The 26,647-nt window shown below is 68.4% G+C and carries 29 protein-coding genes; 11 read left to right on the forward strand and 18 right to left on the reverse strand.

Annotation, left to right across the window (positions count from 1 at the left end; genetic code table 11):
* The 8 genes from HYZ11_03380 to HYZ11_03415 form a co-directional block, all read right to left on the reverse strand.
* Positions 1–940 (reverse strand): methyl-accepting chemotaxis protein (locus HYZ11_03380; protein ID MBI3126627.1); only part of this gene is annotated, 940 nt, incomplete at its 3' end.
* Between the two features lie 21 nt (positions 941–961).
* Positions 962–1,591, reverse strand: coding sequence for a purine-binding chemotaxis protein CheW (locus tag HYZ11_03385; protein ID MBI3126628.1), 630 nt, complete (start codon positions 1,589–1,591; stop codon positions 962–964).
* Positions 1,588–3,036, reverse strand: a complete 1,449-nt coding sequence (locus HYZ11_03390) for a tetratricopeptide repeat protein (protein ID MBI3126629.1) — start codon at positions 3,034–3,036, stop codon at positions 1,588–1,590. The genes HYZ11_03385 and HYZ11_03390 overlap by 4 nt, the downstream gene beginning before the upstream one ends.
* Positions 3,036–3,515: a purine-binding chemotaxis protein CheW gene (locus HYZ11_03395; GenBank protein ID MBI3126630.1), complete on the reverse strand. Its 480-nt coding sequence runs from the start codon at positions 3,513–3,515 to the stop codon at positions 3,036–3,038. The genes HYZ11_03390 and HYZ11_03395 overlap by 1 nt, the downstream gene beginning before the upstream one ends.
* Before the next feature lie 789 nt (positions 3,516–4,304).
* Positions 4,305–5,354, reverse strand: coding sequence for a DUF481 domain-containing protein (locus HYZ11_03400; GenBank protein ID MBI3126631.1), 1,050 nt, complete (start codon positions 5,352–5,354; stop codon positions 4,305–4,307).
* Between the two features lie 211 nt (positions 5,355–5,565).
* Positions 5,566–6,846 (reverse strand): carbohydrate porin, encoded by a 1,281-nt coding sequence (locus HYZ11_03405; GenBank protein MBI3126632.1) that lies wholly within the window; start codon positions 6,844–6,846, stop codon positions 5,566–5,568.
* Positions 6,847–7,017: 171 nt separating this feature from the next.
* On the reverse strand, positions 7,018–7,782 hold the full coding sequence (locus tag HYZ11_03410; protein ID MBI3126633.1) for a c-type cytochrome: 765 nt from the start codon (positions 7,780–7,782) through the stop codon (positions 7,018–7,020).
* Positions 7,783–8,075: 293 nt separating this feature from the next.
* Complete coding sequence (locus HYZ11_03415; protein MBI3126634.1) at positions 8,076–8,936, reverse strand: hypothetical protein; 861 nt, start codon at positions 8,934–8,936, stop codon at positions 8,076–8,078.
* Between the two features lie 272 nt (positions 8,937–9,208).
* Between HYZ11_03415 and HYZ11_03420 the strand changes: the two genes are divergently transcribed.
* The 8 genes from HYZ11_03420 (at position 9,209) to HYZ11_03455 (ending at position 13,026) form a co-directional block, all read left to right on the forward strand.
* Positions 9,209–9,580 (forward strand): cupin domain-containing protein, encoded by a 372-nt coding sequence (locus HYZ11_03420; protein ID MBI3126635.1) that lies wholly within the window; start codon positions 9,209–9,211, stop codon positions 9,578–9,580.
* A 36-nt stretch (positions 9,581–9,616) separates the two neighbouring features.
* Positions 9,617–10,144, forward strand: a complete 528-nt coding sequence (locus tag HYZ11_03425; protein ID MBI3126636.1) for a carboxymuconolactone decarboxylase family protein — start codon at positions 9,617–9,619, stop codon at positions 10,142–10,144.
* A gap of 61 nt (positions 10,145–10,205) precedes the next feature.
* Complete coding sequence (locus tag HYZ11_03430) at positions 10,206–10,979, forward strand: cyclase family protein (protein ID MBI3126637.1); 774 nt, start codon at positions 10,206–10,208, stop codon at positions 10,977–10,979.
* A gap of 84 nt (positions 10,980–11,063) precedes the next feature.
* On the forward strand, positions 11,064–11,258 hold the full coding sequence (locus HYZ11_03435; protein MBI3126638.1) for a CbtB-domain containing protein: 195 nt from the start codon (positions 11,064–11,066) through the stop codon (positions 11,256–11,258).
* A gap of 16 nt (positions 11,259–11,274) precedes the next feature.
* Positions 11,275–11,934 carry a CbtA family protein gene (locus HYZ11_03440; protein MBI3126639.1) on the forward strand — a complete coding sequence of 220 codons (660 nt, stop codon included), beginning with the start codon at positions 11,275–11,277 and terminating at the stop codon, positions 11,932–11,934.
* An 11-nt stretch (positions 11,935–11,945) separates the two neighbouring features.
* On the forward strand, positions 11,946–12,296 hold the full coding sequence (locus HYZ11_03445) for a phosphomannose isomerase type II C-terminal cupin domain (protein ID MBI3126640.1): 351 nt from the start codon (positions 11,946–11,948) through the stop codon (positions 12,294–12,296).
* 95 nt (positions 12,297–12,391) lie between these two features.
* Positions 12,392–12,682: a nucleotidyltransferase domain-containing protein gene (locus tag HYZ11_03450; GenBank protein ID MBI3126641.1), complete on the forward strand. Its 291-nt coding sequence runs from the start codon at positions 12,392–12,394 to the stop codon at positions 12,680–12,682.
* Entirely contained in the window at positions 12,679–13,026 is a 348-nt protein-coding gene (locus tag HYZ11_03455) for a DUF86 domain-containing protein (GenBank protein ID MBI3126642.1), read from the forward strand. Before HYZ11_03450 ends, HYZ11_03455 begins: the two co-directional genes overlap by 4 nt.
* 170 nt (positions 13,027–13,196) lie before the next feature.
* On the opposite strand, the gene HYZ11_03460 is transcribed toward HYZ11_03455, so the two are convergent.
* From HYZ11_03460 to HYZ11_03505, 10 genes are all read right to left on the reverse strand, one after another.
* Positions 13,197–13,478: a GIY-YIG nuclease family protein gene (locus HYZ11_03460; GenBank protein ID MBI3126643.1), complete on the reverse strand. Its 282-nt coding sequence runs from the start codon at positions 13,476–13,478 to the stop codon at positions 13,197–13,199.
* A gap of 148 nt (positions 13,479–13,626) precedes the next feature.
* Positions 13,627–14,823, reverse strand: a complete 1,197-nt coding sequence (locus HYZ11_03465) for a pyridoxal phosphate-dependent aminotransferase (protein MBI3126644.1) — start codon at positions 14,821–14,823, stop codon at positions 13,627–13,629.
* A 488-nt stretch (positions 14,824–15,311) separates the two neighbouring features.
* A complete protein-coding gene (locus HYZ11_03470) occupies positions 15,312–16,100 on the reverse strand; it encodes a PhzF family phenazine biosynthesis protein (protein MBI3126645.1) in 789 nt (262 codons plus the stop codon).
* Positions 16,101–16,103: 3 nt separating this feature from the next.
* The gene (locus HYZ11_03475) at positions 16,104–16,583 is read right to left on the reverse strand and encodes an MOSC domain-containing protein (GenBank protein MBI3126646.1); all 480 of its coding nucleotides are present in this window, start codon (positions 16,581–16,583) and stop codon (positions 16,104–16,106) included.
* Positions 16,584–16,595: 12 nt separating this feature from the next.
* Positions 16,596–16,775, reverse strand: coding sequence for a SelT/SelW/SelH family protein (locus HYZ11_03480; GenBank protein MBI3126647.1), 180 nt, complete (start codon positions 16,773–16,775; stop codon positions 16,596–16,598).
* A 134-nt stretch (positions 16,776–16,909) separates the two neighbouring features.
* Positions 16,910–17,974 carry a DMT family transporter gene (locus tag HYZ11_03485; GenBank protein MBI3126648.1) on the reverse strand — a complete coding sequence of 355 codons (1,065 nt, stop codon included), beginning with the start codon at positions 17,972–17,974 and terminating at the stop codon, positions 16,910–16,912.
* Positions 17,975–18,041: 67 nt separating this feature from the next.
* The gene (locus HYZ11_03490; GenBank protein ID MBI3126649.1) at positions 18,042–19,244 is read right to left on the reverse strand and encodes an MFS transporter; all 1,203 of its coding nucleotides are present in this window, start codon (positions 19,242–19,244) and stop codon (positions 18,042–18,044) included.
* A 48-nt stretch (positions 19,245–19,292) separates the two neighbouring features.
* Complete coding sequence (locus tag HYZ11_03495) at positions 19,293–20,483, reverse strand: MFS transporter (protein ID MBI3126650.1); 1,191 nt, start codon at positions 20,481–20,483, stop codon at positions 19,293–19,295.
* A gap of 3 nt (positions 20,484–20,486) precedes the next feature.
* On the reverse strand, positions 20,487–21,194 hold the full coding sequence (locus HYZ11_03500; protein MBI3126651.1) for a hypothetical protein: 708 nt from the start codon (positions 21,192–21,194) through the stop codon (positions 20,487–20,489).
* A 27-nt stretch (positions 21,195–21,221) separates the two neighbouring features.
* Entirely contained in the window at positions 21,222–22,211 is a 990-nt protein-coding gene (locus HYZ11_03505; GenBank protein ID MBI3126652.1) for a chromate resistance protein, read from the reverse strand.
* Positions 22,212–22,388: 177 nt separating this feature from the next.
* On the opposite strand from HYZ11_03505, the gene HYZ11_03510 reads away from it, so the two are divergent.
* From HYZ11_03510 to HYZ11_03520, 3 genes are all read left to right on the forward strand, one after another.
* Positions 22,389–23,789, forward strand: coding sequence for an OB-fold domain-containing protein (locus HYZ11_03510; GenBank protein ID MBI3126653.1), 1,401 nt, complete (start codon positions 22,389–22,391; stop codon positions 23,787–23,789).
* A 75-nt stretch (positions 23,790–23,864) separates the two neighbouring features.
* The gene (locus HYZ11_03515; protein ID MBI3126654.1) at positions 23,865–25,061 is read left to right on the forward strand and encodes an acetyl-CoA acetyltransferase; all 1,197 of its coding nucleotides are present in this window, start codon (positions 23,865–23,867) and stop codon (positions 25,059–25,061) included.
* Between the two features lie 24 nt (positions 25,062–25,085).
* Positions 25,086–26,555, forward strand: a complete 1,470-nt coding sequence (locus HYZ11_03520; protein MBI3126655.1) for a sulfatase-like hydrolase/transferase — start codon at positions 25,086–25,088, stop codon at positions 26,553–26,555.
* Positions 26,556–26,647: the final 92 nt, after the last annotated feature.

The raw sequence follows: 26,647 nt of genomic DNA on the forward strand, positions 1-26,647 counted from the left end.
GCTTCAGCTCCTCCACCGTCGACGTCGTCTCGGCCACCGCCGTGGCCGTCTCCGCCGCCCCCGAGGCCACCTGCGTCGTCCCCGCCAGGATCTCCCCCGCCGAGGAACCCAATACGTTCACACCCTCCTGAAGATCACGGGTCGACTGCCGAAGGTTCTCTACCATCTTCCGGAACGTCTGCTGCAGGACCCCCACCTCGTCCGCGCGGCCGTCGGCGGATACGCCGACGGTCAAGTCCCCGGCGGCCAGGCGCTCGGCCACGCCCGAAATCTCCTTGAGGGGGTTTGCAATAACCCGGCCCATCCCCCCCACGGCCAGCACGGCTGCCACGACTGCGGCCAGCCCAAAGATCAAAATCAAACGAATCGCTTGATCGGCCCTTTCCTCGGCTTGGGCGACGGCGACTCGGGCCTGGGCCTCCACTTCATTTGTCATCTGCCCCACGATGGCCCGCATCTTTCTGTTCTGCTGATCCTGGATTCCGAGCATCAGCTGCCTTGCGTCCTCGCTTTTGCCTTCATAGAGGAGAGGGATGATCTTCGCGTCCCGGGTCTCTGAGAACTCTTTTTGGACGGAGACAAATTCATTCAGCTTCGCGAGGAGCGAGGGGATGTGCTTGTTCCGATCGAGGAGCTTCGGGATTTTCTCGGAATTCTCCTTGTGGCGTTCCTTGATCTCTTGATGCGAGTCATCGAACGCCGCGCCCCTGGGGCGGGACAGCATCTCCAGGACTTCGGCCCGGATGCCATTCTGATTGGCCCGGATGTCCTTGAGGTCGTGCACGTTCGCCAGGTCAAGCCGGTAGAGATTTTCAAGAGAGGAGCGCATCCCCGTGACGGCCACGTATGACGCGCTGCTCACGATGACCAGCAAGAGAACCATCATCCCGAAGCCGACGACGAGCTTCCCTCGCGTGCTCATATTCAGGAACCATTTCATGGTCGTCCCCCTATCACCGGGTCAGCCGACTTCTTCGTTCACCATGATCCGGGGATCCCGGGCCAAGGCGTCCAAATCCAAAACCCCCACCATCTCTCTCGTCACCCCACGGATGAATTCCTCGCGGCCGCCGGCGAGGACCGCCGGAGGAGGTGACAGCTCGTTTGCCCCGACCCGTACGGTCCCATCGACTGCGTCGGCGGAAATCCCCAAGGTCATCCCGCCCGCCTTCACCACCACGGCGCGGCCCCCCTCCCCGGCCGCCTGCCCGGGAAACCCGGACAACCTCCGGATATCCAGGACCGGAAGGACGTGGCCGCGGTGGTTCACCACCCCGAGGATGACGGGCGGCGTGCAGGGGACGGACACCAAGTCTTGGACGGGGATCACCTCCACAACATGCTCCGTTTCAATTCCGTACCGCTCCCCCCCGAGGGCAAAAACGAGAAGGTCCAGGGTCGCGGTGACTTCCGGTGCCTTTTCCCGGGGCTGGGCGAAGCGTTTGGCCCTCTCCCGCAGAATCCGCTTCACCTCCTGCGGCGGAAGCTCGCCGCCCGCCTCAAGGGCGCGGCGGCTCTGTTCCAGGCGCGCGTGGATTTCCCTCCAATCGATCGCCGCTTCGGGGATTGGGCTTCCCTTGTCTGGCTTCACCGGACCCTCTCCCGCCGCGGGACGCGCTGCGTTCCGTTTTGGCCGTCCATCGCCTGCAGCTCAAGACAGGCCCTCGCCGTTTCCCGAAGCCTCCGCGCCGTCAGGCCGTCGCAGCCGGGAACCACCTCGTCGTGCGGGACCGGCTCAAGCAGACGCACCACCGTCTCCATGGCCCGCCGCCCCTGCCGATGATCCCCCTGCCGGAGGAGGAGGCCGCCCAGGAGAAAGTGAGCCGGGACGGAATCCGGCGTCAGGTAGATGGCCGTGCGGAGGGCTTCCAGGGCGGCGGAGATCTCTCCCTGCTCCTGGCAGATCTCAGCGAGAAGGAGATAGGCCTCCGCATTGAGCCGCTCCTGCGCCAGCGCGGCCCCGCACAGTTGCCGCGCTTTCTCCAGCTCTCCCCGCCCGGCCAGCGTCCGGGCCTCCTGGAGGAGGGTTTCCGTCCCGGGCGCAGGTTCCGGCGCCTCTTCTTCGGAAAGGGCGCTCTGGAGCGGGACAACGGGGGTGATGGTGACCGGTGGCGCTTCAATGGGGAGGAGCAGGTCCGGCCAGGCGGGTTCGGCAGGCTCTTCCTCCCAAGCGCGCGGAAGCGGCGGAATGGATGCGGGTCCATTGCGGTACAAGATGGCCCCCGGGAAGTTGGCGGGGGCCAGCGGGTGAAAGAGTTCCGTGGAGGCCTCGGCGGGGCTCACCGCGAGCCATCCCCCGGCTCCGAGCGCCCGCCGGAGCCGGGCCGTGGCCGCCCGCTGGGCCCCGCGGGTGAAGTACATGAGGACGTTCCGGCAGAGGATCAAGTCCATGGAGGACGTGTTGGTCAGCAGGGAGGGATAGACGTCCGCCGCCAGGTTGAGGGGGGCGAAGGCGACCATCCGGCGGATCCCCGGGTCCAGCTCGAAGGTCTGGGCATCCCGCCGGCGGAAGTGCCTGTCCCGGATCCACTGCGGGGTCTCGCGGAGGGACCATTCCCGGTAGAGCCCCCGGCGGGCGGATTCGAGGGCCTCCAGGTTGATGTCCGTCGCCAGGACGGTCAGGGACCAGGCGGATCGGTCGGGGAGGAGGCGATCCAGCAGGATGGCGAGCGTGTAGGGTTCCTCCCCGGTGGAACACCCGGCGCTCCAGAGCCGAAGACGAAAGACCCCCTCCGCCCGGCGGGCCGCGATGAGGGCGGGAAGGACATCCTGTTCAAGCGCCTCGACGCTGGCACGGTCGCGGAAGAAGTAGGTTTCCCCCACCGTAAGCCAGCCGGCCAGCCGGCCCCATTCCTGGCTCTCGTCGGGCAAGGTCTCAATCCACGCCAGATACGCCTCCAGCGTCGGGAGCGGCGACGTCTTCCAAGCCCGCACGAGACCTTGTTCGAGATCCGCCTGGCGTCTTTCCCGGAAATCCAGGCCCAGCCGGCTGGCGGCCAACTCTCGTGCCCGGGAACCGACGTCAGGCGCCAGCATCACGTCTTCTCCCCTTCGAGAGCCTCGGTCAGCTGCCGCTCTTCCTCCAGGGAGAAAAAAGCGTCCAGGTCGTGAATGAGAAGAAGACCGTCCGGCAGGGCAACGACCCCCGCGACGTGGCCAATCCCGGGGAGGATGGAGTCCGGAGGTTTGACAGCGTCGGCATTCGCCTCCACCACGCCGAGCGCTTCATCCACGGGCAACGCCAGTACCCGGCGGGTGGAACGCGCAATCACCAAGTGCGTCGACAGGCCGTAGCCGCGGGGCGGGAAGCCGAAGCGCCGCCGGACATCCAAGACAGGCACGACCTGCCCGTGAAGGTTGATGACCCCCATGGCCGAGGCAGGGGCCTTGGGAAGGGGAGAGACCGCAACGAGCGGGAGAACGCGATCGACCCGCTCCAAGGGGAGACCGTAACGATTCCCGTCGATGAGAAAGGCGACCAGCCGGATGAGAGAATCGGCAACTTGGGAAACCATGCCCACGTCCCTCAGCGATAGAGACTACCATCGGTGAGCCACAAGAAATAACTCGCTTTCAGAACACCATGGGATGGAAACATGGGCCGATTCTTCCGAAAGACAAAATATCAGAAAAATCAATTTCGGGACATTGACAACGAGGCCACGCTAATCCCCACCATGGCTTTGCAGTGCGTGTCAGCCCGTTAACGGCGCCTCTTCCATTCTTATATGAAAGTTTAATTTCTGAATATCAACTATATTCCCATTCCTTGATGGGTCTCCCCGTCCGGCGGTCCACGGGCATCCAGCCACCTGATAAGCCGCCCTCCGGCCCCCCGGGCGACGGCGGCGTCCAGCTCCCCGCAGCGGTGGCCCAGGTGCCGCGCCAAGTTCCACTCACTTCCGTAGCCCTTGCCCATCCGCCATAGGATTCCCTGAATCTGCCAGCTACGGTTTTAGAATTTTTGCTATCGCAAACTCCTCCCACCTTGACCTCACGGAATTTCACGCTTTTTCTCATATCATGGTATTTTGCGCCGATTTGCTATGAATTTCCGCTTTTTCACGGAGTTTTACGGGCATTTTCGGCCAATTTGAACCGAAAAATCCGCCAAATCATTTCGTAAATTACATTTGTCATTTGCGAAATGGCCGGGCAAAAAAGGGTTTCCGCGTGATTTTGCGGGGATTTTACAGAATCTGGGCCCGGCGGCTTCTCCCGGGCGCAAGGCATCGATGGCGGGGCGTTTCTCCTCAGCGCCATAAGGCCAAGGATCCCCATGATTCGCCGCGTCTCTTCCGCCCCTAAAACGTCAGCTCCAGGTTCGAGAGGAGCGTGAAGTCGTTGCGCTCGCTTCCGGGGGCGGGGGTGTTGTCGAACCGATCCTGTCCCGAGAAGACGAAGCTCAGGTTCGCCCGGAGGGGGACCCGCAGCGCCACCTCCGCACGGGCGATGAAGTCGTCCCCGGCCTCGAGGCCCTGGATGTACTCCGCGCTGGCCTCCAGGCGGATCCCCCTGGGGAACATGGTCCGGAAGAAGGTGCCCGCCCGGACGTTCAGCTGCTCGTCCCTCCGGCCTCCCTGAAAGCGGGTGAGCTGGAAGCCGGGGCCCGACTCGAGATCCAGGCGCGTCTCCCCGAAATCGATGATCCGGTAGCCCAGGCCGGCGCTGGTCTCGGAGTGGAGGCTGATGTCCGCGATCTGGTCGTTCTCCAGCCTCTCGCGGAAGAAGGAGTACCAGGGACGGGCGAAGAAATGGGAGAAGTGCAGGTCCCCCTCGGACTTGTCGGCCGTGGCCTTGCCGTCCAGCTCCTCGAAAAGGTAGGCGCCCTTGAGCCGGAACTCGCTCCGGTAGGTCTCCCGGATGAGGCGCCCCCGCATGTTGTAGCCGAGGGAGTCCGAGTTGCCCTGCTTCATGGAGAGCCCCCCGCCGAGCGAACCGGTCAGCAGGGGCGCCTCCACGCCCCGCACCCGCACCCGCCAGAGGGCCTCGTTCGCGATCTTCCGGGACACCTCCCCCTGCCGGAAGGTGACCGAGTCCGGGGTGACGCCCACGACCTCTCCCTCCAGCTCCTCCCCCGTCTTCAGGATGGCCCGGGAGGGCAGCGGGGGCTCGAACCGGTCGATCCCCTCCCGCGCCACCCAGACCTTGCCCAGGTGCTTCGTCTCCACCACGACCGCCTTGCTGTCGATGTCGATGATGCGGCCGGTGAGCAGGTCCCCGTTCTTCAGGTAGATCCGGGCCGGCGTCCCCGGCTCGGCCGCGCGGGCCGGGCCGGCCGCCGCGAGGGCCGCGAGGAGCGCCAGGCACAAGGCGAGGATATGCGCGCGCATCGTGAAACGCGGAAACGGCATGGACACCTCCGGAACTGGGCGAAGGAGCGGCTTTAAGAGTTGGGGTGTTCAGGCGGCGTAGCCGGGTTTCAACCGCGGAAAATCGGATCGGATTCTGTCACAGCGGGAGGGGAATTGCGACGCCGGAGCCCGCCTCTTGACCGAACAGAGGGCAAAAAAAGAAGGCCCCCCGCAGGGAGGCCTTCTGAAAACCGGAAAGGACGGGGCGCCGCTAGAAATCCACCTGGAGCCGCGCCCCGATCACCCAGAAAAGGTCCTCACGCTCGCCCGCGCGGTCGTCCACCACCTGGAGGATGGGGCTCAGGTGGAACTTATCGGTGAAGTGCCAGCGGTAGTAGACCTCGTACACTTTCTCGTTTCGGACCGGCCGGGCGGGGGCGGCCCGCTTGGCCGGCTTGATCTCGCCGTAGGCCAGGCCCAGCGCGTCCTCCGGGCGCCCCGGCAGGATCTTCATGATCTGAAAGCCGGCCATCCAGGCGGCCTGGGTGTCGTAGTTCACGTTGGCGGAGTCGCGGTAGCCGATGCGGAAGAAGGCGCCCAGCCAGCCGGCGAGCTCCTGGTCGAGGCTCACGCCCGCGCCGTGGGCGGTGTAGCGGCGGAGCCCGCCGGACTCGCGGGCCCGCTGCCCCGCGCCGTCGGCGAAGGCCCAGACGCGGTAGCCGCCCGGCCGGCCGAGGAGCTTGGGCGTGACGCCGATCTCCACGACGCCGTAGACGTCCTCGAAGAAGCGGTTGGTGGTCCGGGCGTCCCGGTCGCGGTCGCCGTTCTGGAACCCGGCCTCGACGTAGAGCCACTCGGGGATCACCTCATAGCGGATGCGGGCGCCCGGGCCGTTCTCGGGGTTGCTCAGGATGGCGTTGTTCACGAAGGCGCCGGTCAGGAACTGGAGCGTCTCGTCGTTGGCGTAGGCGTTGGTGTCCACGTAGTTGGTGAGGTCGATCTTGCCCGCGGTGAGGACGAGGCGCTCCCCGAGGAAGGCAGCCTCGATGTAGGCCTCGAGGATGGTCACCGTGTCGTTCGTGGTGCCCAGGTCCCCGTTCAGGCCCGCGAGGGTGGGGAAGCGATCGTCCGGGCCGTTGCCGCCGATGGCCTCGAGGTCCAGGACCAGCCGGACGTTGTTCAGGGGCTTATAGGTCAGGATGAGATCGAAGGAGCCGCCGGCGAAGCTCTCGTCCCCGCCCAGGGAGCGCGGGGCCCCCGAGGTGGACTGGAGGGTGCCGGTGGCTCCGCCCGAGATCTCGATCTTGGAGAGCGCCTCGACCGACTTCCGGAGGTCGGCCAGGGGCGCGAGCTGCTTCTCCTGCCGCTCGGCCTGGGCCTTCCGGGCCTTCTGCTCCTCCTGGACGGCCTGGAGCTGCTCCTTGAGGGCGTTGAGCTGCCGCTCCAGGCTCTGGATGCGCTCCTGGAGCGCCTCGGCCGGCTGCGCCCCGGCGGGCGGCGGCCAGGACACGACGGCGGCACAGAGCAGGGCCGCGCCGAGCACATTCGGCATTCTCGAGCCTTTCACACGTAACTCCTCTTCCGGTGGATGGGGGCCCGCAAATCGCGCCACGATACCGGAATGGGAAACTGAATTCACGGCCTCCGGACGGAGCGGGGCCGATATCCGGCCGGCGGGGGTGCGGCCGTGCCGCGCCGGCCGTCCCCCCGGTCCCCGACGGACTTACTTCGCGGGCAAGGTGGCGGAGTAGGCCAAGATATCCAGCGCGTCTTGCAGGTTCCACCCGAGCTCCACCCCGGCGGGCATGGGCGGCTCCGCCCCCGGATGGCCGGTGCGGACCTTGTGCACGAACTCCCAGGGGTTCGCCTTGGCGACGGTGCCCACATACTCCGGCTTGTCCGGCTTCCCGAAGTTCAGCTTCTTTCCGTCCGGCCCGTGGCAGGCGGCGCACATGGCGGACAATTGCTGCCCCCGGGCCGAGTCGGCCTTGAGGGGTTTCTTCGCCTTGGCGTCAATCGCCGGAGCCAGATCCACCAGTCCGTGCTTCAAAAAGATGGCGAGGTTCGTCAGCGCGGCGTCATCCAGGCCGGCGGAGAAGTTGTGCTTGGGGTTGGCGGCGCCCTTCAGGGCGTCCTTGATCTGGTCCACGCTCTTGGCCCGGACAGCCATGAGTCCCGTGAAGCCGGTGCGGTGGGAGCCGGAGCCGTAGGCGCCGTCCTTGCCGCGGTAGTCCCAGCCGTGGCACTCCTTGCACCGCCATGTGGCCGGGCCCTTCAGCTTGTTGGTGGTCTGGAGCGCCCACAGGGGATGGTCCCCTGAGGGCTCCTTCGCCCCGGGCACCGCCTTCCACCATTTGTCATAGAGCCTGCCGCCCAGGGCGATGGCGCCCGGCGACGGAGCCTGCGCGACGGCGGCCGTGACGGACCCGAAACCGGCACCGAGAAAGCAGACCAGCGCCGCGGCAACCCAGGTGCACCTTATCCTCATCTCACATCCCTCCATTCGAGCGCGGACCATGCCCGCTCCTTCGGGAGCAGCGCGGCCGAATTTATGATTGCAAGACCCTCAAATCCCATATTCGTATATATTGCGCTTTTCCCCCCGCGGAATCATCCAAGCGGGCTATTCCGGAAAAAAGAGGGCTACCCGCCGGATAGCCCTTTTGGGCCAGGCCTTCGTGCCTCAGGGATGTGAACGCGGAAAAGAAAGAGCCCCCGAGAAGGGACCCTTTCAGGCGGGACGGCTGAAGAGGCGAACGGGGCGGGCGAGCCCCCCGCCGATCAGAAGGCCACGGCCAATCCCACCATGCCGATGACCTCGTCGGTGCGCCCGTTGTTCGAGGCGCGGGCACTGAAGGCGTCGAGGTAGAGGTATTCGACCTTGAGCCCGAGCGACCAGCTTCCGGCCTCCTTGGGCATGGGGAGCGGGATGCTGGCCGTGGCCGCCACGGAGACGAAACCCAGGTTGGCCTCCTTGCCGTTCTTCTTGAAGTAGTAGTCATCCCCGCTGAACCCGACCGTCACCGGGACGCCGAAGGTGAAGGGGACGGCCCCGATTTTCCCCTCGAAGGAGGGGCGGAGGCCGATCTCCCAGTAGGCGTCCTCGGTGCCGCCCTTGTCCTTGGTCTCCCAGGCGAACATGACGTAGGGGCTCAGCTTGAAGGGGAACCGCGTCATCTTGATCAGGTCGCCGTCGTCGAAGGTAAACTTGAGCTGGACTTCGTGGATGTCCTCGAAGACGTCGGAGGGGTAGTGATAGAGGGTGTAGCCGGCGCCGATGGTCAGGGGGCCCACGCCGAAGTCCACTCCCGCAAGGTAGTCGATCTCGTAGTGCTTCTTGTTCCCGGCGCCCTTCTCCTCGTGAATGCTGTTCCACACGCCGGCCCAGGGCGTGATGCTGAAGTCCTTGCCCTTGTACGCGTTCCAGTAGAGGTTGGCGTAAGGCTGGTAGATCACGCCCTCGTCTTGCTGCTGAATCCCTCGGAAGAAATAGGCCGTGGGGAAATCGATCCCGCCCGAGAGCGAGAAGAGGGGCGGTTTCTCCTCCGCGGCGCGTGCGGGCGAGGGCGCCAGTCCCTCCCCCGAGGCCACCAGGGCGGCGAACGCGGCGACGGCCAGGAACGAGGTGAATTTCTTCTTCATGGCTGCCCTTCCTCCTTGAAAAGTGGAAGCTCCCCGAAGCCACGCCGGGGCTCCCCCGTTCGGCGGCCGGGCGCGACATGAGCGGCTATTATCCCGAGGAATGTTTCGGGGGGGTTTCACTGAAATTTCCTGGGCGTTAAAAGCGGAGGCCCCGCCCGGCCGTGCCGCCCCGGGAGGCCTCCGAGGTTTGACACCCGCCGGGGGCGCGTGATAGCAAGAGCCGGAATTTCCTGGCATTTTTCGAACCGACCGCAGGCAAGGAGCCCGGGGCAATGACCAACCCCATCCGTCCGATCATCGTCGAGGGCAGCCAAGTGCAGCCTTTCGAGCTCCATCCGGGCATCCGGGCCCGGCGGCTGGTCACCCAGGCCAAGCACGGCGCCCGGCTCTCCCTGAGCACCGTGGAGTTCGCCCCCGGTTGCGGCGAGCCCTGGCACGACCACCAGGACAAGGACACCGTGGCCACCATCATCGAGGGCAACGGCGTCTACTGGGTGATGGAGCCCGACGGGCCCAAGTCCATCGAGTGCGGGACGGGCGACGCCGTCTTCTCGCCCGCCTGGTCCTGCCACAAGATGACCAACCCCTACGACAAGCCCCTGAAGGTGGTGGCGTCCCAGCACCCCTCGGCCACGGGGGGCTGAGCCGGTCCGCCCGGAATCCGATTCGAGGAGAGCGCATTGGCCGCCACGCGAAGCGTCAAGGTTCCCCCGCGCGCCCTCAAGCGCGCGACCATGCTCTGGAGCAAGGAGTTCACCGAGCGCGTCGCCCGCGACATGGAGGACTGGGGCGGCCGGGAGTTCATGGAGATCTTCATGAACTTCTGCTACGGCGGCCTCTACGACCGGAACGTGCTCCCCCAGAAGACGCGCGAGCTGTGCGCCGTGGCCGCCTGCGTCATGGCGAACGCCCTGCCCCAGCTCCGCACCCACATCCAGGCCGCCTGGAACTGCGGGGCCAGCAAGCGCGAGATCATGGAGGTCATCCTCCAGATGCTCACCTACTGCGGCGCGCCCTACATGCTCCAGGCCGCCCGGCTCGCCCGGCACGACGTCTTCCCCCACCTCAAGAAGGGGCAGAAGGCGTCCCTCGCCCCGGCGGGGACGGGCGCCGCCGCCCCGAAGGCGGCGAAGAATGCGGCCCGGAAGAAGCCCGCTCGCCCAAAGGCCGCCCGGCGCCCCGGGCGGCCCAAACGGACAATCCGCTGACGAGGCATTCATCCGCGCAACCGCTGCGCACGGAATCGAGACGAAGAAGGAGCCACACGCGATGGGCCGCAGACTCGTGGATCTCAGCATCCCCCTCCAGAACGCCCCGATGGAAGCCAACCCGACGAACATCCGGTACATCCCCCACTTGGAGCTGGGCCGCAGCCGCGCCAAGGCCTACAAGTTCCCGGACGTGAGCTACTTCCCCGACTCCATGCACTGCGCGACCGAGGACGTGTCGCTCTCCACCCACAGCGGCACCCATCTGGACTCCCCGTTCCACTACGGCCCCACCTGCGAGGGGAAGCCCTCGAAGACCATCGACCTGGTGCCGCTCGAGTGGCTCTACGGCGACGGCGTGGTGCTCGACTTCCACGACGCCCCGCGCGGCCACAACATCACCGTCGAGGAGACCAAGGCCAAGGTGAAGGCCCTCGAGGCGAAGGGCCGCAAGCTCAAGCCCATGGACATCGTCCTCATCCGCACCGACCACACGACCAAGCATCTCTACAGCCACGACTTCGAGCAGACCCATCCCGGCATGAGCGTGGACGCCACCGAGTGGCTGGTGGACCAGGGCATCAAGGTCATGGGAATCGACGCCTGGGGCTTCGACATGCCCGTCGGCAAGATGGTCGCCGAGCGCCTCAAGGGGAACCCCAAGGACTTCTTCGGCAGCCACTATCTCGGCCGCAAGAAGGAGTACATCCACGCCGAGAAGCTGGTGAACCTCGACAAGATCCCCGAGTTCGGCTTCGCCGTCTCGATGTTCCCGATCCGGATCGAGCGCGCCAGCGGCGCCTGGATCCGCGCGGTGGCGATCCTCGAGAATTGACGCCGCGGCGGGGAACCGAACCTGCGGTATAATGGACGCGGCGGGGGTCGGCCCCCCCGCGCGGACATTCCCGGAGGACTCACCATGGAGCAGCGGAACGAATCGGCTCTACCGCACGCCCCGGAGCTGGCGCTCTCGGGCCGCAAGGCCCTCGCCCCCGCCCTGGCCGCCATCCTGCTCGGCGCGGCCCTCATCGCGGGCGCCGGCTTCGCGGGCCCCGAGGCCCTGCACGAGGCGGCCCACGACTCCCGCCACGCCCTCGGCTTCCCCTGCCACTAAAGGGGGGCGGACGGGCATGCCGGTTTTCCGCCGCATCCTCTTCACCGCCGCCCTGGCGGGGCTGCTGACCGGCCTCGCCGCGACGGCCTTCCACTCCCAGCGCGTCCTCCCGCTCATCCTCCAGGCCGAGACCTACGAGCGCGCCGCCGGGGGCGAGCGGCCCGAGGCCGCCCGGGTCCTGGACGGCCCCGGCCGCCTCGCCCTGACCGCCGTGGCCAACGTGCTCACCGCCATGGGTTTCGGCCTCCTCCTCGCGGCGGCCTTCTCCCTGCGCGGGGGGGCCGGCATCGGCTGGAAGGAGGGCCTCCTCTGGGGGCTCGGGGGCTTCGCCTCCTTCAGCCTGGCGCCCGCGCTGGGGCTTCCGCCCGAGCCGCCCGGCACCCTCGCCGCGCCCCTCGCCCTGCGCCAGATGTGGTGGGCCCTCGCCGCCCTCTCCACGGCGGGAGGCCTCGCCCTCCTCGTCTTCGCCAGCGGGGACGCCTGGAAGTTCCTGGGCGCCGCGCTCCTCGCCCTGCCCCATCTCATCGGCGCCCCCCACCCTCCCGGGCCGGGGGGCCCGGCGCCCGAGTCCCTCCAGAGGGCCTTCGCCGCCGCCTCGCTCGCGGCCTCGGCCCTGCTCTGGCTCCTGCTGGGCGCCCTCTCGGGCTTCTTCTACCGGCGCCTCGCGCGCGCCTAAAGGAGGCCGCCATGCCCGCGGGAGAGTGGGACCGCCGCCCCTGGGGCGGCTATCTCGTCCTCGCCGACGAGCCCGACCACAAGGTGAAGCGCATCACCGTGGACCCGGGCCAGCGCCTGAGCCTCCAGCGCCACCAGAAGCGCGGCGAGCACTGGTACGCCGTCTCGGGCGAGGGCGTCGTGACGCTCGACGGCGAGGACATCCCGATGCTCCCCGGGGACGCCGTGGACATCCCCCAGGGGGCCTGGCACCGGGTGCGCAACCCGGGGGCCCTGCCCTTCGTCTTCATCGAGGTGCAGCGCGGCAGCTACTTCGGCGAGGACGACATCGAGCGCAAAGAGGACGACTACGGGAGGAAGTGAGGCGGGATTCCATTCCTTCCGTACCGGAGCCCTACCCCTCCTCCACTATGATATGATTTTCCTGTTCGCCGCCCCGGCGGTGGAGGGATCACGCCATGAAGCCGGACGACCTCCTCAAGCAGAAGCGCGCGGAAATCCTCCGGGCCGTGGAGCGCTACGGCGCGCGGAACGTGCGCATCTTCGGCTCCGTGGCGCGGGGCGAGACCGACGAGAAGAGCGACATTGACCTGCTCATCGATCCGGGCCCCGAGATGAGCCCCTTCACCCACGCGGAACTCGAAATGGAACTGGAAGAACTCCTGGGCCGGAAGGTCCACCTCATCAGCGCGCGGGGTCTGCGCCCGCGTGTCCGAGAGAATGTGATGCGGGACGCCGTGCCGCTGTGAGGGACGACCGGCTGTGGTTTCTCGATATCCTTGAAGCCGCCGCGCGCATCGAGGAACATGCCGCCAAAGGCAGGGAAGCTTTCCTCCGGGATGAGTTCCTCCAGGTCTGGATGCTCCACCACCTTCAAATCATCGGCGAGGTCGCGGCGGGACTTTCCCAGGAATTACGGGCGCGCCACCCCCAACCTTCATGGAGAGCGGCCATCGCCTTGCGGAACGTGGTGGTGCACCAGTACTTCGTCCTTGATCTCGAAGAGATATGGAAAGCCGCAACCGTGCACTTGCCCCCCTTCAAGCGGCAGGTGCAACAAATCCTGGCCGAGATAGACTCGCAGGGAATATGAGCCGAGATAGACTCGCAGGGAATATGAAAGGCTCGGGATATAGCAAAAGCGGCATCGAGCGCAAAGAGGACGACTACGGGATAAAGTAGGGGGAAGGAACGTGTGGGCCTCGGAATTGCCTGATTCGCTCTTTGGGTGTCATTCTGAGCGAAGCGAAGAATCTTCGGGAATTACCCCCGCATCAGGTCCGCCCACCCCGGATTGACCGATTCGATCAACGCGATCTTCCTCTCTCGCTTCCAGCCCTTGATATGCTTTTCACGGGCGATGGCCGCCTCTACATCGTTCGTTTCTTCGAAATAGACCAGGCGTCCAATGTCGTATCTTGAAGCAAATCCGGGTTTCGTCTTGTTGCGATGCTCAAAAGCCCTTCGCGTCAAGTTGCTCGTGATACCGGCGTAGAGCCGCCGCGAGTAATTCGCCACGATGTAGACGAAGTAACTCTTGCTCATGCTTCTCTCGCGCAAGACAAGAACCCATCGGCTATCTTCCTGGCCGGAGCGCCGTTAGCCGATCGCCGCCATTCACGAAGATTCTTCGCTTCGCTCGGAATGACACCATTAAAACCTGCTCCAGAAAGATGGCGGTAAGGATTTTCCCCTACCCCCTCATCCCCTCCAGCGCCTTGCCCAGCCGCTCGACGCCGCGCTCGCACTCCTCCTTGGAGCAGGAGTAGGCGAGGCGCAGGTAGCCCTCCCCGCTCGTGCCGAAGACGGCGCCGTCCACCGTGGCGATGGCGTGCCCGTTGAGGAGCTTGTCCGCCACCTCGCCCGAGGTCTTCCCGAAGACCTTCACGTTGGGGAAGGCGTAGAAGGCCCCCGTGGGCTCGGCCAGGGTCACCCCCTCGATGGAGCGCAGCCCCTCGGTGATGACCCTGCGCCGCGCGCCGAAGGCCTGGCGCATCTCCTCCACGCAGTCCTGGCTCGCGGTGAGGGCCTTGGCCGCCCCGTGCTGGATGAAGGTGTTGACGCAGACTGTCGTGTACTGGCGCACCTTGAGGAGGTGGCGGGTGATCTCGGGGCTCGCCACCGTCCAGCCGAGGCGCCAGCCGTCCATGCTGTACACCTTGGAGAAGCCGTTGATGATGACGGTGCGCTCGGCCATGCCCGGCAGCGAGTAGATGCTCGGGGCGCAGGGCTCGGGGAAGTAGATGCGGGCGTAGATCTCGTCCGACATCACGACGAGGTTGTGCTTGACCGCCACGGCGGCCAGCTTCTTGAGCTCATCGAGGGAGACCGTGGTGCCCGTCGGGTTCCCCGGGGAGGTGATGCAGAGCATCTTGGTGCGCGGGGTGATGCGCTTCTCCACCTCCTCGGCGCGCAGCGCGAAGCTGTCCTCCTCCCGGGTGGGCACCTCGACCGGCACGCCCCCGGCGAGGGAGGCGCAGGACTTGTAGTGGTGCCAGTTGGGGTCGGAGACGAGCACCTCGTCGCCGGGGTTCACGAGGGCCAGCATGGAGACCAGGATGCCCTCGTTCGCCCCGGCCATGACGATGACCTGCTCGGGCTTGGTCTCCACCCCGGTGTCGATCTCGGTGCGGGCGGCGATGGCCTTGAGGAGGGGGGCTATCCCCGCGTTGGGGGCGTAGTGCACGTCGCCGCGCGCGAGGCTCTCGGCCGCCGCCTGCTTGGCGTGGGCCGGGGTGTCGAAGTCGGTGCGCCCGATCTGCCAGTGGATGACGTCCCGCCCCGCCGCCTCGAGCTTGGTCACGGCGTCGAACACCTTGCGGATGCCCGAGAAGGGGACCTCCTTCAGCCGCCGGGCGGCCACGGCCTGCGGGTCGAATCTCGCGTTCATGCGGAGCGCCTCCTGCGGATGAATTGCGCCGGGTGGGCCGGAAGCGGCTCTTATATAGCGCGGCGCCGGGCCGCGCAAGGCGGGGAGGGGGTATCCGCCCGCCGGGGCAGGCCCCTGGCTCGGGACCGCTCGGCCTACCCGCGCGGTAGGGCGGCCACAGGGGGCCGCCCTGCAGCCGATTCCCGCCCCAGATCGGGCCGAAGCACGAAATTGCTGCGATTTGCGCGAAATTGCGGTAGCGGGCGGCGCGGCGGGAGGAGGTATCTTTCCGGGGGGCGGGGCATGCCTGTAGGGGCGGGTTTGAAACCCGCCCCTACGGATCCCGGCGCGCCGGACGCCCCCGCCGCAGGCCGTCTCGCGAATTGAGGGGAATTGAGGGGAAAAGCGCATCAAAAAATAGGAGGCCCCGACACGCTAGTAACGGTTAATAACGGATATTGAGGGGAAAAGCGCATCAAAAAACAGGAGGGGCGGTCGACTGTATCCTTTTACAGCAGGGTGCCCCTGAGCACCGTCACGGCCTGGCCCCCGAGGAGGACGCGCTCGCCCATCACCGTGACCCGCACCACCCCTCCCCGCGCCGAGGCCTGGAAGCCGGTCATCTCGGTCTTCTTCAGGCGCTTCCCCCAGAAGGGCCCCAGGCAGCAGTGGGCCGAGCCGGTGACGGGGTCCTCCTCGATGCCGGAGCCGGGGGCGAAGAAGCGCGAGACGAAGTCGTACTTGGGCCTCTCGGAGCGGCAGGTGACGATCACCCCGCGCACGGGCAGGGCCCGGAGGAGGGCGTGGTCCGGCGCGAGGGCCCGCAGGGTCTCCTCGGAGTCCACCTCGACCAGGAAGTCGAACCGGCTCCTCCCCACGTACCTCGGCGTGGCGCCCAGCGCCTCGGCCAGTCCCTCCGGCGGCTGGGCGGGCTCCTCGCGGGTGGCCGGGAAGTCCATCTCGATCCAGTCCCCGGCGCGGCGGCAGGCGAGCGGGCCGCTCTTCGTGTGGAAGCGGATCTCCTCGGAGGGCTTCTGGAGGCCCTCCTCCCAGAGCACGTGGGCGCTGGCGAGGGTGGCGTGGCCGCACAGGGCGATCTCGACGGTGGGGGTGAACCAGCGGAGGCCCCAGCCGTCCGGGCGCTTCGCGAGGAAGGCGGTTTCCGAGAGATTCATCTCGCGGGCGACGCGCTGCATCCACTCCGGGTCGGCCGGGGCGCCGAGGAGGCAGACGGCGGCCGGGTTCCCCGCGAAGGGGACGGCCGTGAAGGCGTCGACCTGGAGGAGGGGACAGGGCATGCGTCAGGCCTCTTCCACCGGGTCGCCCCGGCGGATGGTCCCGCCCTCGAGGATCTCGGCGTTCAGGCCCGAGCGATCCTCGAGCGCCGCCTTGAGGCCGGAAATTCCTATGAGACCCTCGAGGTGGAGGCAGGGCTGGTTGATGCGCACCCCGCGCAGGAGGGCCCCCCCGATGCGGAAGGGCCTGCCCACGAGGCGCCCGAGGTCCACGCCCCGGGTGACGAGGTTGCGGCGGCTGTGCTCCGGGCGGAGCGCGATGCCGCTGTCGCGGGCCATGGCCTCGAGGGCCTCGGCCGAGATCAGGGTGATCTGGCAGCCCGGGTCGGAGGAGGAGTGGGTGCCCGCGCCCTCGGAGTAGCGGTCCCCCCGCAGCCCCCTGCCCACCAGGGCCTCGGCCGCGAGGACGCCCTCCATGGGCTCCTTGCCGATCGAGGCGAGGAAGATGCCCTCCACCACGCCCTGGGCCGCCGCGTTCCGGGCCATCGAATTGTCCTCCTAGAGGTGCTTCCGGATGAGCTTCTCCGCCTCCGACTCGCTCGGGAAGCGGTGGGTCTGGAGCTTCGAGTAGAGGAGCTTGCCCTCGAGGGTGAGCTCGAAGGCGCCCACGCGAAACTTGCCGCCCTCGTTCCCGGCAATCTCGAGCCGGGGGAACTTCCTCTTCAGCGCTTGAGCCAACTGCTCAAACTGGGGCTGGTAGTTTCACCTCTGGCAGTACTCGACGTGGAGCTTCATGCCGGTCCTCTCGCTGTGGAACGGGCGACGCCGCCGGAGCATCCTCGCACCCGGGGCGGAAGGAGGCAAGGGCGCTCCTAATGCCGGTGGCGGTGGTGCAGGTCAGGATAATGGGGATGGCTGTGGACGAGGGGTTCGTGGCGATGCGGGTGGCTGTGCGGCCCCCGGGGGTCCATGCCGGGCGGATGCCCGTGCTGGTGGTGCGCGTCGTGCTCGTGCCAGTGCTCGTGCTCCATCTCCCCGTGCGCGTGGGGATGTTCGTGGCGCTCGGTCAAGTGAAGCCATATCCCCCCGCCCATCAGAAGCGCCGCCGCGATGAACGAGGCCGAGAGAGGCTCCCGCAGGAGGAGAAGGGCCACGCCCGAACCGATGAAAGGGGCCAAGGAGAAATACGCCCCCGTCCTCGCGGTCCCGAGATGGCGCAACCCAAGGACGAAGAGGACGAGGCTCAGCCCATAGCCGAAGAAACCCACGATGAGCGCGGAGGCGAGCGTTGTCAGCCCCGGAAGAGATGCGCCACTCCCCCAGGCAAGGCCCCCGTTCACCAATCCGGCCACGAGGCCCTTCAGGCAGGCGATCTGGACCGGGTCCCCGCCCGAGATACGTCCGGTGAGGTTGTTGTCGATCCCCCACGCAAGGCAGGCGCCCGCGATGGCGAGCGGCCCGGCCAGCCCGCCCCAGCCGGGCGCACCATCCCAGGAGAGGAGACATCCGCCGGCCACGATGGCCGCCATGCCCAGGGCGATTCGCCGGTCGAAGTTCTCCCGGAAGGCGAACCACGCCAGAAGCGCCGTGAACACTCCCTCCAGGTTGAGCAGCAGCGAAGCCGCCGAGGCAGGGGTGATGGACAGCCCCGCCATCAAGAGCACCGGCCCCGCGATCCCTCCGCTCAGGATGGCGCCCCCGAGCCAGGGCAGGTCCGGCAGGCGCAGAGGGGCTTCTCTCGCCCCGCCCGTGCCGGACCGCATGGTCCGGCCGAGCAGGACCATGCCCAGGCCTATTCCCGATCCGAGGTAGAAGAGCCCCGCCAGGAGATGGGGCGAAACGCTTCCCAGCAGGATTTTCGCGAGGGGAGTGCTCAGGCCGAACAGGAGGGCCGCGCCGACGGCGAAGGAGACTCCCTTCCGTTCAGCGGAAATCATCTCCAAGACGATTCTCCCGGCGGGGTCCTGGCGCGCGGCTCCAGTATATCCGTTTGGGCCGCCGCGCTCAGCGCTCCTCGGGGGGCTTGATGGCGCGGAACTCGCGCCAGAGGAGGTAGTTGTACGCCATGCGGATGCCGGCCGAGATGAAGAGCGGGGCCGAGAGGGAGACGAAGCCCATGAGGTAGCCCGAGAGGGAGGGTCCCGTCATCCGGGCCACCCCCCGGGCGAGGTTGGTCATCCCCGTCATGGCGGATCGCTCCCGGGGGCCCACGATGGCCACCATGTAGGAGTGCCGGGTGGGGACGTCCATCTGGGAGATGAACTCCCGGAGGAGGTAGGTCGCCACCGCCACCTGGAACGAGGGGGCGAGGGGCAGCAGCACAAGGAGGAGGTTCGAGGGGAGCTGGGAGAAGACCATGGTGTTGAGGAGCCCGATGCGCCGGGAGATCCAGGCGGCGGCCATATAGGAGGAGGCGGAGAGCACATGGCTCGCCGCGAAGAGGACCCCGATGGCGCCCTCCTCCACCCCGAACCGGCGGAAGAACCAGTAGGCGAACAGCGCCCCCGGCATGAAAGCCCCGCCCACGCTGTCCAGGCCGGAGAGGGCGGCCAGCCGGAAGATGATCCGCCGCGAGCGCGGGCTCACCCTCCAGCCCCACGCTCCGCCGGGGGCGGGCGCCTCCTCCACCGCCGGGGAGAGGCGCAGGAAAAGGAAGGCCGAGAGGAGGTTCATGGCCGGGTAGACGGCGAGCACCCAGCGGAAAGAGAGGGCCTCATCCATCCCCGCCCAGGCCCGCAGGAGGGGCGGCGCCCCGCCCAGGAGCGCCCCCAGGGCGTGGGCGGTGTCGAGGGCGATCCCGTGCCCGGCGTAGACGATGGTGCGCTTCTCGTCCGGCGCGGTCGAAGGGAGGATGGCCTGCTCGAGCGTGTAGATGGCGCCCCGGTCCATCCCCGAGCCGCTCAGCATCCCGAGGAAGGCGCCGAGCGCGATCGCGGGGAGCGAGCTCCCGGCGATCACCAGGGAGCTCCCCGCGAAGGCGAGAAGGGAGAGACCGGACAGCACCGCGCGGCGGCCCAGCCGGTCGGCGAAGAGGCCCACGAAGAGCATGGCCGCCGCCATCCCAGCCAGCCCCGAGGCGACGACCAGCCCCACCTGGAAGGCGCCGTGGCCCGTCTTCACCAGGTAGAGGGCGAGCAGGACGCTCGCCATGCCGATGCCCATGCTGCGCAGGAAGGCGGTGCAGTAGATGATCGTCCTATCGCGCATGAAACTCCCGGCCCGGGCGGACGCGGGGCGAGCCCGGCCGCCTTTTCGTCAAGCGGAGGGCCCCCCCGCCGGGGGGGCGGGATCCCGCACGGCGAGGGCGAAGACGGCCGCCGCTCCCAGCATGAGGAGGGCGATCAGGTCGAAGGCGCTCCCGTACCCCATCCGGGCGATGAGGAAGCCGGCGAGGATGGGCCCCGCCGACTCCCCGATGTCCCAGATGGTGCCGAAGACGCCCATGGCCGAGCCCATCCGGCCCGCCTTCACGAGGTCCGCCACCAGGGCGGTGGTGCAGGGCGTCACGGCGGCCACGCCCAGCCCCAGCAGGAGGGAGAGCCCCATCAGGGGCCAGAACCCCGCCGCCCGGAAGAGGAGCGGGAGCACCGCGGCGCACAGCACCAGCCCGGCCAGGATGACCGGCTTGCGGCCCACCCGGTCCGAGAGCCCGCCCGTCAGCGGCTTGACCGCCGTCGCGGTGGCGAGCTTGACCCCAAGGACGAGGGCGATCTGGGCGTCGTTCAGCCCCTCCGCCTTGCCGTAGATCGGCAGGAAGCCCAGGAAGGCCCCGTAGCCCACGTACATCATAGCTTCGAGGGAGGACGCGATGAGGATGGGCGGGCTGGAGAGCACCTCGGCCACCCCCTCGCGGAAGCGGCGCGAGCGCGAGGAGAGGGTGTCCCCGGCCGGCTTCTCCTCCTCCCGCTCGGGCAGGCGCAGCACCATGAGGAGGGGGAGCACGCCCAGCGCCCCCACCAGGAGATAGGTGGCGGTGTAGGAGCCCGCCGTGGCGAAGAGCACCAGCCCTCCGGCGAGCGGCCCCACGGTCGCCCCGATGTCGGTGGCCGAGGCGAACCAGCCCAGCTTGGCCCCCCTCCCCTCCTCCGCCAGGGAGGCCACGTAGGCCGAGGCGACCGGCGAGAAGATGGCGGTGGCGAAGCCGTGCAGGAAGCGCAGGAGGAGGAGCGAGTAGGGCCCCGTCACGAAGGGGTAAAGAAAGGGCGGAAGCGCGAAGAAGAGGCAGCCCAGGAGCATCATGCGCTTCTTTCCCAGCACGTCCGAGAGGGCGCCCGCCGGGAGCTTGACGAAGATGCCGGTGACGGTCGAGGCCGCCACGATGAGGCCCAGGAGCTCGGGGGCGGCCCCCAGGTCCTGGGCGAAGCGGGGCAGCACCGGGCTCCGCGCCATCTGGTAGCCCAGGCGGGAGACCATCCCCGCGAGCACGATGGCCATGAAGGGCTGCATGGCCTACTCCTCGGGCACGTAATGGGGCAGGTGCTCCCACCGGCCCTGGGGCGTCTTGACCGGCCGGGTGCCCGTCCCGGGGAGGGAGCGCACCGGCTCGGCCTCGAAGTCCACGGGGGGCATCCGGTTGTCGAAGCCCGGGTTCTTGTGGGTCACGCTCAGGGAGAGCGCCACCGCCGCCTCGGCCTGGATCAGGCCGAGCTTGCGCGCGGCCACGGCGATGCGGGTCTGGCAGCGGCTGTCCACGTTATTCAGGCTCGCCGCCTTGGCCGCCGAGCCCACGGCGATCCCCAGGTCCACGTTCCGGAGGTTGCACTGGGGGCCCATGAACTCCAGGTCCGCGCTCCTCTCGCGCAGCGCCTTCGCCGCCTCCATGAACTCGGCGCAGGTGGCGTAGCCGCACATGCCGCAGTCGTAGATGGGGGGATACCAGTCCTTGAGCCCGATGAAGAGGACGGCGTCGATGCGCTCGGCCATGGCCGCGTCGCGGAACCAGATCTCCTGCCGCCGCTCCCGCCCCCGCGCCCGCATCCACTCGGCCAGGCGCTTGAGGGTGGGCTTGTCGTCCACGATGACGGTCTCGATGAAGAGGGGCCTCCCCTTGAGGAAGAGCTGCCCGCCCGACTTGGGCGCCGTCACCGCCGCCGCCGCGCACAGCTCGGCCACCGTCCGCACCGCGCCCGCCTTGATCCGCTCGATGCCGCTCAGCATGAAGACTCCTTTCTCCCCGCCCCGCCGTCACGGGGCGATGGGCTTCCCCTTGAAGTATGCGTACAGGCCGTCCAGTGCGGCCGCCGCGTTCTTGAGGCGATCCTCGTCGCCGGCTTGGCTCAGCGCGATGCCGTCGAAGAGGCGCGCCAGGCCGGGCGCCTCCTCGCGGCCGAACTTGCCGTCCTTCATGTCGATGTCGTGCACGATCTCGGCGATGGTCCGAAGGGCCGGGTCGTCCAGTCCGGCGCCCTCCAGCAGGACCTCGAAGGTGCACAGGTCCCCCTCGTGCGTGAACTCGGCCTCGAACATGTCGAAGCGGATCTCGCCCGGCCCGGGCGAATGGATATTGGAGGACACGAAGCGGAAGCGCGCATCGGGGTCGATGAAGCGCCGGATGAGCCAGGCGCTCGCCATCCGGTCCACGTGGACGTCCCGCCGCGTGACCCAAGTGCGGCCCTCGGCCCCTTCCAGGAGGTCCGCCCGCCGGCGGGCCGCCTCCGGCCCGGCCTCGGCCCGCCCGGCGGGGCGCAGCGCGCTTTCCAGGGCGGCCACCGCGCCCTCGGCGGTCTCCCGGCCCGGCGCCCCGAAGAAGTCCAGGGCCGCGATCTCGTGGAGGCGCTTCCGCAGCCGGGCAAGTGCCGCGCCGTCGTTCTCGCGCTTGCCTCCCTCCCCTCCCGCGGCCAGGGCCTCCTGCGCCGCGCGGGCCTCCCGGGCGAGCTCGGCGTACTCGGCGCCCCGGGCCTCCTGGAAGAGCGCCCGCACCTCTTGGTCCGTCAGGCCGTCCACGAACTGCGCCTCGCAGAGGGAGGCTTCCCCTCCCCCCTGGACGATCTCCCGGACGACCCACTGGAAGTCCTCCGTGGTCTGGGCGGTCCGAGGGAGGACGTAGACCGAGTTCTTGATGGCCACCGACCCCAGGCCCTGCAGCCGGCGCCAAATCTTGACGCGGAAATAGGCAGGCGACGGCGGGATGCGATGGATGAGGAGAAGCCAATTGCCTTCCGCAGTCCGGTCCATACCACCTCCTTGCTTGATAGAACAACTGTATCTTACCTATAAAGCAACTGCAATATCATTTTTCCCGGATTCTCCGCGGAGGCGGCGCAAAGGAGACCCCGGCGTCCTTGACTGCCCCCCGGTTCGCGTCAATCATGGCCCTGGCCTTTCTTCGATAATTCCAATCCTGGAGGGAAAATGGCGGGCATCGTCAGCGTGGGGGCCTACGTGCCCTTCTACCGGCTGGGAGGGGAGGCGGTCCGGGCGGTGTGGGGAGCGGGGGACGCCAAGGCCTCCCGTCCCGTGGCGGGCTTCGACGAGGACGCCATCACCCTGGGGGTCGAGGCCCTGATCAACGCGGCGGGCTGGGGGGAGGCTCCCGTCGGCGCCCTCTACCTCGCCTCGACGAGCCTCCCCTACGCCGAGAAGTCGAACGCGGCCGTCCTCGCCGCCGCGGCGGACCTGCCCGAGACCCTCTACGCCGCCGATCTGACGGGCTCCCTGCGGGCCGGGACCTCGGCCCTGCTCGCCGCGCTCGACGCCGTAAAAGCGGGCTCGGCCGAGCGCGCCGCCGTGGTGGCCTCCGAGGTGAGGCCCGCGCGGCCGGGAGGCCCGGACGAGCTCGCCTTCTGCGACGCCGCCGCCGCCGTTATCGTGGGCCAGGGGGAAGATGTCGCCGCCGAGGTCGAGGCGGTCCACTCCTGGACGGAGGACTTCATCGATCGCTGGCGGATTCCGGGCGAGGGGGAGGTCCTCGCCGGGGACGCCAAGTTCATCCAGGACTACGGCTACATCCGCCAGACGGCGGCGACGGTGGAGGGCCTCCTCAAGAAGACGGGCGCCACGCGGGAGGACATCGCCCGCGTCCTCGTCTACGCCCCGGACGCCCGCACCCACGCCGGCATCTGCGCCAAGCTGGGCTTCCCGCAGGGGGCCTACCCCGAGCGCCCCCTCGTCGCTCGCCTGGGGGACGCGGGGGCGGCGGCACCCCTGCTCGCCCTGGTCGAGGCTCTCCAGGGGGCCGAGCCGGGCGAGCACATCCTGGTCGCGGGGCACGGGAGCGGGGGGGACGCCCTCCTCCTCCGGGCGACGGAGAAAGTTCATCAACTGCGCGCCGCGCGCGGGGTGGCGTGGTCCCTCGAGCGGGCGAGGCCCCTCTCCTCCTACGGCAAGTGGCTGCGCTTCCGGGGGATGGGGCCCGAGGAGGAGATCCGCCCCTTCAGCTCCCCGAGCATCCTGTGGAAGGAGAGCCGGGCGAGCATGCGCCTCCGGGCCGGGAAGTGCCGGAAGTGCGGGGAGGTCCAGTACCCCCGCCAGCGGGTGTGCAACGGCTGCGGGACCAAGGACCAGTGGGACGAGAAGAAGCTCTCCCGGCGGGGCAAGATCTACACCTTCACCCACGACTACCTCCCTCCCTCGCCCGAGGGCTATATCAGCATGGCCACGGCGGACCTCGACGGCGGAGGCCGCTTCTACGCCCAGATGACGGACCACGACAAGAAATGGGTGAAGGTGGGGGCGGAGGTGGAGCTCGTCTTCAGGCTTCTCCACCGGGGGGATGGGTATTACAATTACTTCTGGAAGCTGCGGCCCGCCTAACATCCGCGGCCAAGGACGCCCGTAGGAACGGTTCGCGAACCGCCCCTGCGGATACATCGGCCAAAGGGGATCGCCATGACCAAGAACATCTCGGGCAAGGTGGCCATCATCGGCGCGGGCATCACGAAGTTCGGGGAGCTCTTCGAACAGAGCTACAACGACCTCGTGGTGGAGGCCGTCTTCGACGCCTACCAGGACGCGGGCATCACAGGGGACGACGTCGAGGCCGCCTGGCTCGGCACCTACCTCCCCCTGGGCTGGGGCTTCGACGGCACGGGCGGGCCCTCGCTCGCCGAGGCGCTGAACCTCTACCCCAAGCCCGTCTCCCGCGTGGCGAACTACTGCACCACCGGGATGGAAGCCGTCCGCATGGGCGCCATGGCGGTGGCGTCGGGGCTCTACGACGTGGTGCTCGCCGTGGGCGCCGAGAAGATGCGCGAGGTGCCCCCGCGCGGGAGCCTCGTGGCCCAGCACGTGGAGAAGCTCCACCCCATGTACGCCAAGGGCCGCACCGCGCCGGGCAGCTTCGCGGTGCTCGCGACGCGCTACTTCAACGAGTACGGGGCCTCGAAGGAGGACCTGGCCGAGGTCGCCGTGAAGAACCACTACCACGGCTCCCTGAACCCCAAGGCCCACTTCCGCAAGGAGATCACCAAGGAGCAGGTGCTGAAGGCCCCGATGGTGACCGAACCGCTGGGCCTCTTCGACTGCTGCCCCACCACCGACGGCTCGGCCGCCGTGGTGCTCTGCCGGGCCGACCTGGCCGAGAAGCGCTTCGGCAAGAAGGACTACGTCCTCATCGAGGGGATGGGCCTCTCCTGCGCCACCGGCTACATCACCACCGCCTTCAACCCGCGCTTCGACTTCCTGGGCTTCGAGGCCACCCGCGAGGCCGCCCGCCAGGCCTACGCCCAGGCGGGCATCACGAACCCCCGGGAGCAGCTCGACCTGGCCGAGGTCCACGACTGCTTCACCATCACCGAGCTCCTGAACTACGAGGACCTGGGCTTCTGCGGGAAGGGGGAGGCCCCCGCCTTCGTGAAGGGAGGCTCCAGCCGCCTGGGCGGGGAGCTGCCGGTCAACACCTCGGGCGGCCTCAAGAGCTGCGGCCACCCCATCGGGGCGACCGGGGCGCGCGTCGTGGCCCACCTCACGAACCAGCTCCTGGGCCGCAGCGGGAAGCATCAGGTGAAGGGAGCCAAGCGGGCGCTCGGCCACACCCTGGGAGGCCCCGGCGCGGTGTCGAGCGTGTTCGTGATGGCGAAGAACTAGAACCCTGCCGGCGGCGGAGAGAGGATGGCACGGCCCACCAACCTCCTCTTCATCATGACGGACGAGCACAGCCCCAAGGCGCTGGGCTGCGCGGGCCACCCCATCGTCCGGACCCCGAATCTCGACGCCCTCGCCGCCTCGGGGGCCTATTTCCCGGACGCCTACTGCAACAGCCCCATCTGCGTCCCCTCGCGCTCGAGCTTCTCCACCGGGCGCTGGATCCATCAGATCGGGCACTGGGACAACGCCCATCCCTACGACGGCCGGGTGCCCGGCTGGGGCCACCGGCTCCAGGGGGCCGGACGGCGCGTCTCGGCCATCGGGAAGCTCCACTTCCGCAACGCCCTCGACCCGACCGGCTTCGACGAGCAGCTCCAGCCCATGCACGTCGTGGATGGCGTCGGCGACCTCCTCGGCTCCATCCGGGACGAGCTGCCCTACCGCCACGCCTCGAAGAAGTACGCCGAGCAGGTGGGCGCGGGCGAGTCGAGCTACAACCGCTACGACCGCGACATCGCCCGCCTGGCCGGGGAGTGGCTGGAGCGGCGAGCGGCGGAGAAGCCGGGCGATCCCTGGATGCTCTACGTCTCCTTCGTCTGCCCCCACTTCCCGCTCATCGCCCCACCCGAGTTCTGCGCCATGTACCCCCCGGAGGAGATGCCCCTCCCCAAGCTCCACGACATGCCGGACGAGGCGCGCCACCCCTGGATCCGGGCGCTCAGGGGCTCCTACGCCTACGACGACTTCTTCGCGGACGACGGCCGGAGGCGCCTCGCCGTCGCCTCCTACTACGCCCTGGTCAGCTTCGTGGACGACAACGTGGGGCGCGTCCTCCGCGCGCTGAGGGAGACGGGGCTCGACCGGACCACCCGGGTCGTCTACGCGAGCGACCATGGGGAGAGCCTGGGCGCCCGGGGTGTCTGGGGGAAGTCCAACCTCTACCAGGAGTCGGCCGGCGTCCCCCTCATCGTGGCCGGGCCGGGGGTCGAGGCGGGGCGGGTGTGCCGGACCCCGGTCTCCCTCGTGGACGGCTACCCGGCCATCCTGGAGTGCGTGGGCGCGGCGCCCGGCCCGGAGGACGCCGATCTGCCGGGGCGCTCCCTCCTCCAGACCCTCGCGCGGCCCGACGAGCCCGGGCGCTGGGTCTTCAGCGAGTACCACGCGGGGGGCGCCAAGAGCGCGGCCTACATGCTCCGAAGGGGACGGTTCAAGTACATCCACTATGTGGGCTTCCGGCCCGAGCTCTTCGACCTGGAGGCCGACCCGGAGGAGCTGCGCGACCTGGCTCCCGAGCCCGCTCACCAGGGGACGCTCAAGGAGTTCGAGGCCCTGCTGCGGAGCATCCTCGACCCCGAGGAGACGGACCGCCGGGCGAAGCGCGACCAGGCGGCGCTCGTGGCGAGGCACGGGGGGCGCGAGGCCATCATCAGCCGGGGCACCCACACCTGGAGCCCAGCCCCCGGCGAGAAGGCCGAGCGGACCAAGCCGGACTGAGAGAGCCCGGTGATGGGCCGGTGTGCCAGCGGAAAAAGCTGTCATTTCGAACTTTTTGGGCCGTCATTCTGAGCGAAGCGAAGAATCTGCTT

The sequence above is a fragment of the Candidatus Tectomicrobia bacterium genome (genome assembly GCA_016192135.1).
Taxonomy (GTDB): domain Bacteria; phylum UBA8248; class UBA8248; order UBA8248; family UBA8248; genus 2-12-FULL-69-37.